The organism is Stenotrophomonas sp. P5_A9 (assembly GCF_056400525.1).
Genome location: NZ_JBFULC010000102.1, coordinates 1 through 8,312, shown reverse-complemented (window position 1 = coordinate 8,312; position 8,312 = coordinate 1). Strand labels below are relative to the sequence as shown.

The window sequence follows — 8,312 nt, the reverse complement described above, 5'->3', positions numbered from 1 at the left end:
ACCTGCGGGCGGGTAKCTGCGGAGCCGGCCAGCGGCCGGCACTACCTGCGAGCGGGTATCTGCGGAGCCGGCCAGCGGCCGGCACTGCCCGGTCACATTCCGTCGCTGCGGTCGTCATACTCGGCTCACCCCCGGGAAGGACGCCATGACGCTGCTGCTGACCACCACCCTGGAACGCGACCTGCCCGCCGCCGCCAAGGGCTGCACGCAGTCCTATGGCCGCATCGTGCTGGCCTGCCAGAACACCGTCACCGCGATCGCCCTGGCGATCACCCGTGACGTGCAGGCCAGCGAAGACATCGCCCAGGAAGCCTTCATCAAGGCCTGGCAGCAGCTCACCCAGCTGCACAACCCGTCCAGCTTCCTGCCCTGGCTGCGCCAGATCACCCGCAACCTGGCCCGCGACTGGCTGCGCGCCAACCGCGGCCGACCGCTGTCCGGCGAAGCGGCCGAGATCGCGATCAACATGGCCGCCGATCCCGGCCCGACCGCGCCCGAGCGGATGCAGCGGGTGGAAGAAGAACTGGCGGCCGAGGAAATCATCTCGGCGCTGCCCGAAGACGCCCGGGAAACCCTGCTGCTGTACTACCGCGAAGGCCAGAGTTCGCAGCAGGTGGCCGAGCTGCTGGGCCTCAGCGACGCGGCGGTACGCAAGCGGCTGTCGCGCGCCCGCGCCAGCGTGCGCGAAGAGATGCTGCGCCGCTTCGGCGACTTCGCCCGCAGCAGCGCCCCCAGCGCCGCCTTCGCCACCACCCTGGCCTCGGTGCTGATCATCGCCGCCCCCGGCACGGCCAGCGCCGCGATCCTGCTCGGCACCGGACTGGGCACCAGCAAGCTGGGCCTCGGCGGTGCCACGTTGTCCGGCGGCACCGCGCTGGGCTCGTTGAGCGCCGCGCTCAGCCAGACCGCCGCCCCCGGCCAGATGTTGGGCATCGGCACGGTCGTCGGCAGCCTGCTTGGCGGCATGCTCGGCAGCTACCTTGGCGGGCGCTATCTGCTGTCCTACGCGGAAACCCCGCGCGAGCGCGAGCAGGTCCGCGCATTCGTGGTCCTCAGCAGCGTCACCGCGCTGGTGATGTGCCTGTCGGTGCTGATGCTGAGCGTGCTGGAGGCACCGGTCTGGCTGCTGCTGACTGCGATGGCGGCGGGCATGGGCGCAGTGAACTATCAGTGCCTGTTCCCGCTGCAGAAAGTGATGGCGCCCATGCTGGCGCGCGATGCCGCCCGCCATGGCCGCCGTGGACCGAACTGGAAGTACCAGCTGATGTACGGCCGCGCGGCGATCGTGGTGGTCACCCTGGGGGTGGCGATCCTGGTGCTCTACAGCCTGCGGCAGACCGGTCGGCTGTAGAAACGACACAGCGCCGGTCGATGACCGGCGCTGTGTGTTTACCCGTGGATCGGCTTACTTGGTGGCCGGTGCCTTCGGCGGCATCGGCGGCTTGCCATCGCGGTGCTTGCCATCGCCGTGGCCCCCACGCGGACCACCGAACGGGCCCTTGGCGGCGTCGAACTCGGCCTTGCTCAGCTGGCCGTCCTTGTTGGTATCGGCTGCGGCGAACCAGGCGTCACGGTGCTGCTTCATGCGCAGCTCGCGGTCGGCCTTGTCCAGGTAGCCGTCCTTGTTGACATCCATCTGGTCGAAGCGGGCGGCCAGGCGCGGATCGGCCTTGGCTTCCTCGCGGCTGATGCGGCCATCCTTGTTGGTGTCCAGCTTGGCCATCCTGTCACCGCCGCCACCCGGGCCACGCCCATGCCGCTTGCCGTGCCAGCGCGGCATTTCCTCGCGCGAGAGCTTGCCATCCTTGTTCTTGTCCAGGGAGTCGAACTGCGCGGCCAGGCGCGGGGCCTTGGCCGCCTCGGCACGGTCGATGACGCCATCGCCGTTGGTGTCGAGCGTGGGGCGGGCCGGCGGGTCGGCGGGCGTCGGCGCATCGGCGGCGACCGCCAGGCCGGCAGCGCCGGTGGACAGCAGCAGGGCCAGCAGCAGAAGGGGTTTGCGATTGCGCATGGATCACTCCGGTTCGTAAGGTATCGGCGTGCGGTGCGTGGCACCCACACCGGTAACAACGCCCGGGCGGCGGCGGCGTTGACAGCCTGGCCGGCGATGTTCATTTGGCAGACAGTCGCGCCCCCTGCGACGCCCCGGCGCTATGCTGGGCGCATGGCAATACACGGCGACCGCGACGACGAGCTGCGACTGTTCCAGACCGGTGACCACCCTTGTGGTTACTGGCCGGAACGGGCCGCGCGCGACCTGGTGCTCGATCCCCAGGACGCGCGCCTGGGCACGCTTTACCCGATGGCGCTGAGCTGGGGCTTCCGCCGTTCCGGCGACCTGGTGTACCGGCCGCACTGCGCCAACTGCCACGCCTGCGTGTCGGTGCGTGTGCCGGTGGCGCGCTTCGCCCCGGACCGCAGCCAGCGCCGCTGCCTGGCTCGCAACGCCGACCTGGAAGTGCGGATCGTGGCCGCCGAGCAGACCGAAGAGCAGTTCGCGCTCTACCACCGCTACCTCACCCACCGGCATGCCCAGGGCGGCATGGACGAACACGGCCCGCATGAGTTCGACCAGTTCCTGATCGGCCAGTGGGCGCAGGGCCGCTTCATGGAACTGCGTGCGCCCGCCGAGGCTGGCCGCCGTGGCGCCCTGCTGGGGGTGGCGGTCACCGACGTGACCCCGCAGGGGCTGTCGGCGGTGTACACGTTCTTCGACCCCGACCAGGCCCACCGCAGCCTGGGCACCTTCGCCATCCTGCAGCAGATTGCCTGGGCCCGTCGCGAGCAGCTGCCGCACCTGTACCTGGGGTATTGGATCCGCGACCACCGCAAGATGGACTACAAGCGCCGCTTCCGCCCGCTGGAGGCTTACGACGGCCGCCGCTGGCACGCCTTCGACGACGAACTGGACGGGCGTTGACGCAGCATTGCAATGCGTCCGGGTGCAAAATAGGCCGATGAACGCCCATCCCCTGATCCTTGCCCTGGCCCTGCTGTGCAGCGCCTGCGCCCAGTCCCCTGCCAAGACCGCCGCCATGCCGGAAGCCCCCACCGCGCCGCTGCGGATCGCCACCTACAACACCTCGCTGTACAACGACGAGACCGGCGGGCTGATCGCCGAGCTGGAAGGCGACAGCGAACACGCGCGCAAGATCGCCGCGGTGCTGCAGCAGGTGCGTCCGGACCTGGTGCTGCTCAACGAGTTCGACTACGACGACGCGCACCGTGCGGCCGACCTGTTCCAGCAGCGCTACCTGGAAACCGCCCAGCCCGGCGGCGCCGAGCCGCTGCACTACGCCTACCGCTACCTGGCCCCGGTCAATACCGGCGTGCAGAGCGGGCTGGACCTGGACAACAACGGCCAGATTGGCGGCGACGGCCGCGCGCGCGGCAACGATGCGTGGGGCTACGGCCTGCACCCGGGCCAGTACGGCATGCTGGTGCTGTCGCGCTACCCGATCGACGCGGCCAAGGTACGCAGTTTCCAGCTGCTGAAGTGGAGCACCCTGCCCGGCGCGCTGCGCCCGATCGACCCGCGCACCGGCAAATCCTTCTACAACGACCACGTGTGGTCGCAGCTGCGGCTGTCGTCCAAGTCGCATTGGGACGTGCCGGTGACCACCCCGAACGGCGTGGTGCATGCCTTGGTCTCGCACCCGACCCCGCCGGTGTTCGACGGGCCGGAAAAGCGCAATGCCGCGCGCAACCACGACGAACTGCGGCTGTGGCAGGAATACCTGTCGGCCGGCAGCAAACCGTGGCTGTGCGATGACCGCGGCCAGTGCGGCGGCCTGCAGCAGGACGCGCGCTTTGTGATCCTGGGTGACCTGAACAACGATCCGGTCGATGGCGATGGCCGCCACGAGGCAATCGTGGAGCTGATCGAACATCCGCGCGTACTGCGCTACCCGACCCCGCGCAGCGTGGGTGCCGAGCAGACCAGCCTGGCATATGCGGAAAAGGGCATCGCGCGCAAGGGCGCGCCCTTCCATGCCACCGGCGATTTCGGCCCGAAGGCCGGCACCATGCGCCTGGATTACGTGCTGCCGTCGGTCGGTTTCAGCTACGTGGGCAGCGGCGTGTTCTGGCCGGACAACAACCGCCCGGAGGCGAAGATCGCCGACGGCAGCGATCACCACCTGGTGTGGGTGGATGTGAAGTAACCCGCAGTACCACGGTCAAGAAAACGGCGGGCATTGCCCGCCGTTCTTGCATCTGCAGTACGTCGCCGGAAGACAACGCGCGGCAGGATCAGGAGTGCAGTTCGATCCCGATTGCCTGGGCCGCCTCACGCGCGATCTTCCGCGCGTCCTCGATATCGGCGCCCCGCGCCAAGGTCACGCCGACGCGGCGATGGCCATGCACGGTGGGCTTGCCGAACAGGCGCAGCGATGAATCCGGATGTTCCAGCGCGGCGGCGACGTTGCTGAAGAACGGGACGCCTTCGCCATGGGCCAGCATCGCGCACGACGCCGAGGGACCGTTCTGGCGGATCAGCGGAATCGGCAGGCCGAGGATGGCGCGCGCATGCAGCGCGAATTCGCTCAGTTCCTGCGAGGCCAGGGTGACCAGGCCGGTGTCGTGCGGGCGCGGCGAGACTTCGCTGAACCACACCTCGTCGCCCTTCACGAACAGCTCCACCCCGAACAGGCCCCAGCCCCCCAGGTCGTCGGTGATCGCCTGCGAGATTTCCTCGGCACGCGCCAGCGCGCGCGGCGACATCGGCTGCGGCTGCCAGCTTTCGCGGTAGTCGCCGTCCTTCTGCCAGTGCCCGATCGGCGCGCAGAACGAGGTGCCTGCGGCGTGGCGCACGGTGAGCAGGGTGATTTCGTACTCGAAGTCGATGAAGCCTTCGACGATGCAGCGGCCGGCGCCGGCGCGGCCGCCGGTCTGCGCGTATTCCCAGGCCGGGGCGATGTCGCTCTCGCTGCGCAGCGTGCTCTGGCCCTTGCCCGAGGAGGACATCACCGGCTTGACCACGCACGGCAGGCCGATCACGGCCACGGCGGCGCGGTAGTCGGCCTCGGTATCCACGAACCGGTAGGGCGAGGTCGGCAGGCCGAGGGTTTCGGCGGCGAGCCGGCGGATGCCTTCGCGGTCCATGGTCAGGCGTGCGGCACGCGCGGTGGGCACCACGCGCTGGCCGGTTTCCTGCTCCAGCTGGACCAGGGTTTCGGTATGGATCGCTTCGATCTCCGGCACGATCAGGTGCGGCTGCTCCTTGGCGATCAGCGCGCGCAGCGCCATCGCATCGAGCATGTCGATCACATGCGCGCGGTGGGCGACCTGCATCGCCGGCGCGTCGGCGTAGCGGTCGGCGGCGATCACCTCCACCCCCAGCCGCTGCAGCTCGATGGCGACCTCCTTGCCCAGTTCGCCCGAGCCCAGCAGCAGGACGCGGGTGGCGGAGGGAGACAGCGGCGTACCGAGCGTGGTCATGGCGGTTCCGGACATTAGGGGGCGGGAGGGCATTCTAGAGCGTCGGCCGGAAAGCGGGCAGACCGACTTGCATTGTGATATCAATTTGATATCTTTTGATTCAATTGCCCAAGGACGCCCCGCCATGAAAGAGAAGACCCTCCGCTCACTGTCCGGCCTGCCGTTCCTGCTGCTGGTGCTGGTCCTGCTGGGGCTGTCGGTGTGGCTGTTCATCTCCGGCGCGCGCGCGTTCCCGGTGGCGCCCACCTGGATGCTGAGCGGCGTGGCGCTGGCCATCCTGGCCCTGCTCAGCCTGACCGGCCTGTACACCGTGCAGCCCAACCAGGCGGTGGTGGTGAGCCTGTTCGGCAAGTACGTGGGCACGGTCAAGGACAACGGTCTGCGCTGGAACAACCCGTTCTTCAGCAAGAAGAAGGTCAGCCAGCGCGTGCGCAACTTCGAAAGCGGCAAGCTCAAGGTCAACGAACTGGACGGCAGCCCGATCGAGATCGCCGCGGTGATCGTGTGGCAGGTGGTCGATGCCTCCGAGGCGGTCTACAACGTGGACGACTACGAGAGCTTCGTGCACATCCAGTCCGAATCGGCGCTGCGCGCGATGGCCACCAGCTACCCCTACGACCAGCACGAGGACGGCCAGCTGTCGCTGCGCAGCCACGCCGCCGAAATCTCCCAGCACCTCAAGGACGAACTGGCCGAGCGCCTGGCCGACGCCGGCGTGCAGGTGATCGACGCGCGCATCAGCCATCTCGCCTACGCCCCGGAAATCGCCCAGGCGATGCTGCAGCGCCAGCAGGCCAATGCGGTGATCGCCGCACGCACGCGCATCGTCGCCGGTGCGGTGGGCATGGTCGAAATGGCGCTGGCCGAACTGCAGAAGAACGGCGTGGTGCAGCTGGATGAGGAGCGCAAGGCGCACATGGTCAGCAACCTGCTGGTGGTGCTGTGCTCGGACCGCGGCACCCAGCCGGTCATCAATGCCGGGTCGTTGTACTGAGCCATGAGCGAGAAGAAAGCCTATCCGCTGCGGATCAACGCCGACATCCTGGCGGCGTTGCAGCGCTGGGCCGATGACGAGCTGCGCAGCGCCAACGCGCAGATCGAGTACGTCCTGCGCGATGCCCTGCGCAAGGCCGGCCGCCTTCCCAAACCCGATTCGAGCAAGGAGAGCAAGGAATGAGCAAGCGCTGGAGCTATTTGACCGTCGAGCTGCAACCGTCGTGGACGGGGTTGAAGCCGGATGAGATGCAGGCCGAACTCAACCGGCACGGCCAGCTCGGCTGGGAACTGGTGAACGTGCTGCAGACCCAACCGATGGGCGTGGCGCTGTTGATCTTCAAGAAGGAGATCTGAGATGGCCGCGCCCTCGCCTGCCGTCAACGACTTCGCCGTCGCCCCGGCCCCGGTCTGGCACCTGCTGTGGCTGTGGGTGCCCATGCTGGCCAGTGCGGCGCTGATCGTGGTCACCACGCTGCAATCGGACCAGCGCACGCCATACGAACTGGGCTTCACCGTGCCCTTCCTGGTGGTGCTCACTGCCGTGCTGAGCGCGATGTTCTTCCGTCGCCGCATCCGCCTGCAGGACCGTCAGCTGGAGGTGGTCTCCACGTTCTATCGCAAGCGCGTGCCGGTGCAGGACATCGTGCTGGAGCGCGCACGCGTGGTGGACCTGGCCGAGCATGGCAGCCTCAAGCCGACGACCAAGACCAATGGCTACGGCATGCCGGGATTCCAGTCCGGGCACTACCGGATGCGCGACCGCAGCAAGGCGTTCTGCCTGCTCACCGACAGCAGCCGCGTGCTGTACCTGCCGCTGCGCGACGGCAGCGCGCTGGTGATCAGCCCCGAGAACCCGCGCGCGCTGCTGACGGCCCTGCAGGCGCTGGCCGCGCCCGGCCGCACGCACTAAGCTGACCCCATGCGCCGCGCCCCTGCCCTGCTGATCAACACCGCCGACATCGAATTGTGGCCCGGCGGCCTGCTGCGCGCGCGCAGCAACGCCGACGCGCGTGCACTGGCCCAGGCGCGTTGGGTGCTTCGGCGCAAACGCGATGGTCGCTACCTGGCGGTGGTGTCCGCGCATGGGGTGCTGCCGCTGGTGCCACGGCTGATGCGCGAACACGGCATCGAGGCCGCGCTCGATGCGCTGGACGCGCAAGGGCTGGCACAAGGGCGCGGCAGGGCGGACGCATCCCTGCTGCCGCTCAGCGGCCTCCAACAACGGCTGGAACAGCTCGGCATCGATGCAGACGCGTATGAAAAGGCAACCGGCCTGGCGCTGGAGGCCGAACCGGCGCACCTGCGCCTGGCCGGCGTCGACCGCTACCGCCGTCCGCTCTGGCTGCGTCGCAGTGCCGCGCGCGGGTGGCAGCGTCTGCGCCAGCAGGCGGCGGTAGATGGGATCGCGCTCGATGCGATCTCCGGTTATCGCAGCCATGCCTACCAGCTGGGCATTTTCGAGCGCAAACGCGCGCGCGGCCTGGACGTTTCCGACATCCTCAAGGTCAATGCCGCCCCGGGCTACAGCGAGCACCACAGCGGCTTCGCGCTGGACATCGGCACACCCGGCGAGCCACCGGCCGAAGAGGGTTTCGAACACACGGCGGCATTTGCCTGGCTGCAGCAGCACGCGGACCGTTTCGGGTTCCAGCTGAGCTACCCGCGCGACAACCCGCATGGCATCGTCTACGAACCGTGGCACTGGTGCTGGCACCAAACCGGGTAGTGCCGAGCCATGCTCGGCAGCTTCTGTCTGCTGGGTCTGCAAGCCTGGTAGTGCCGAGCCATGCTCGGCAGCTTCTGCCTGCCGGGCCAGCGAACGTGTAGAGCCGAGCCATGCTCGGCAGCTTCTGCCTGCCGGGCCAGCGAACGTGTAG

Annotated in this window: 10 protein-coding genes; 8 read left to right on the top strand and 2 right to left on the bottom strand. The window is 68.6% G+C overall.

Annotated features, from left to right (window positions below; genetic code table 11):
• Positions 1-145: 145 nt before the first annotated feature.
• Positions 146-1,351, top strand: coding sequence for a sigma-70 family RNA polymerase sigma factor (locus tag AC1DR7_RS19535; protein WP_457318645.1), 1,206 nt, complete (start codon positions 146-148; stop codon positions 1,349-1,351).
• Between the two features lie 54 nt (positions 1,352-1,405).
• Here the strand turns inward: AC1DR7_RS19535 and AC1DR7_RS19530 are convergent, their stop codons facing one another.
• The gene (locus AC1DR7_RS19530; RefSeq protein ID WP_478052814.1) at positions 1,406-2,011 is read right to left on the bottom strand and encodes an EF-hand domain-containing protein; all 606 of its coding nucleotides are present in this window, start codon (positions 2,009-2,011) and stop codon (positions 1,406-1,408) included.
• Positions 2,012-2,164: 153 nt separating this feature from the next.
• Here AC1DR7_RS19530 and AC1DR7_RS19525 point away from each other — a divergent pair, with 153 nt between their 5' ends.
• Complete coding sequence (locus tag AC1DR7_RS19525; RefSeq protein WP_457318643.1) at positions 2,165-2,920, top strand: arginyltransferase; 756 nt, start codon at positions 2,165-2,167, stop codon at positions 2,918-2,920.
• A gap of 37 nt (positions 2,921-2,957) precedes the next feature.
• On the top strand, positions 2,958-4,163 hold the full coding sequence (locus tag AC1DR7_RS19520) for an endonuclease/exonuclease/phosphatase family protein (RefSeq protein WP_457318642.1): 1,206 nt from the start codon (positions 2,958-2,960) through the stop codon (positions 4,161-4,163).
• A gap of 88 nt (positions 4,164-4,251) precedes the next feature.
• On the opposite strand, the gene purT is transcribed toward AC1DR7_RS19520, so the two are convergent.
• Complete coding sequence (purT, locus tag AC1DR7_RS19515) at positions 4,252-5,439, bottom strand: formate-dependent phosphoribosylglycinamide formyltransferase (protein ID WP_457318641.1); 1,188 nt, start codon at positions 5,437-5,439, stop codon at positions 4,252-4,254.
• 124 nt (positions 5,440-5,563) lie between these two features.
• Here purT and AC1DR7_RS19510 point away from each other — a divergent pair, with 124 nt between their 5' ends.
• The 5 genes from AC1DR7_RS19510 to AC1DR7_RS19490 are packed head-to-tail and all read left to right on the top strand — an operon-like array spanning position 5,564 to position 8,161.
• On the top strand, positions 5,564-6,433 hold the full coding sequence (locus AC1DR7_RS19510) for an SPFH domain-containing protein (protein WP_256777158.1): 870 nt from the start codon (positions 5,564-5,566) through the stop codon (positions 6,431-6,433).
• A 3-nt stretch (positions 6,434-6,436) separates the two neighbouring features.
• A complete protein-coding gene (locus tag AC1DR7_RS19505; protein ID WP_256777159.1) occupies positions 6,437-6,616 on the top strand; it encodes a type II toxin-antitoxin system antitoxin in 180 nt (59 codons plus the stop codon).
• On the top strand, positions 6,613-6,789 hold the full coding sequence (locus AC1DR7_RS19500) for a DUF4177 domain-containing protein (protein WP_256777161.1): 177 nt from the start codon (positions 6,613-6,615) through the stop codon (positions 6,787-6,789). The genes AC1DR7_RS19505 and AC1DR7_RS19500 overlap by 4 nt, the downstream gene beginning before the upstream one ends.
• A 1-nt stretch (position 6,790) precedes the next feature.
• Positions 6,791-7,345, top strand: a complete 555-nt coding sequence (locus tag AC1DR7_RS19495; protein WP_457318639.1) for a PH domain-containing protein — start codon at positions 6,791-6,793, stop codon at positions 7,343-7,345.
• 9 nt (positions 7,346-7,354) lie between these two features.
• Complete coding sequence (locus tag AC1DR7_RS19490) at positions 7,355-8,161, top strand: M15 family metallopeptidase (protein ID WP_457318638.1); 807 nt, start codon at positions 7,355-7,357, stop codon at positions 8,159-8,161.
• Positions 8,162-8,312: the final 151 nt, after the last annotated feature.

Bases quoted from the DNA above. Each gene is read 5' to 3' on its own strand.
- AC1DR7_RS19535 (WP_457318645.1), top strand. From the start codon at position 146: ATGACGCTGCTGCTGACCACCACCCTGGAACGCGACCTGCCCGCCGCC.
- AC1DR7_RS19530 (WP_478052814.1), bottom strand. From the start codon at position 2,011: ATGCGCAATCGCAAACCCCTTCTGCTGCTGGCCCTGCTGCTGTCCACC.
- AC1DR7_RS19525 (WP_457318643.1), top strand. From the start codon at position 2,165: ATGGCAATACACGGCGACCGCGACGACGAGCTGCGACTGTTCCAGACC.
- AC1DR7_RS19520 (WP_457318642.1), top strand. From the start codon at position 2,958: ATGAACGCCCATCCCCTGATCCTTGCCCTGGCCCTGCTGTGCAGCGCC.
- purT (WP_457318641.1), bottom strand. From the start codon at position 5,439: ATGACCACGCTCGGTACGCCGCTGTCTCCCTCCGCCACCCGCGTCCTG.
- AC1DR7_RS19510 (WP_256777158.1), top strand. From the start codon at position 5,564: ATGAAAGAGAAGACCCTCCGCTCACTGTCCGGCCTGCCGTTCCTGCTG.
- AC1DR7_RS19505 (WP_256777159.1), top strand. From the start codon at position 6,437: ATGAGCGAGAAGAAAGCCTATCCGCTGCGGATCAACGCCGACATCCTG.
- AC1DR7_RS19500 (WP_256777161.1), top strand. From the start codon at position 6,613: ATGAGCAAGCGCTGGAGCTATTTGACCGTCGAGCTGCAACCGTCGTGG.
- AC1DR7_RS19495 (WP_457318639.1), top strand. From the start codon at position 6,791: ATGGCCGCGCCCTCGCCTGCCGTCAACGACTTCGCCGTCGCCCCGGCC.
- AC1DR7_RS19490 (WP_457318638.1), top strand. From the start codon at position 7,355: ATGCGCCGCGCCCCTGCCCTGCTGATCAACACCGCCGACATCGAATTG.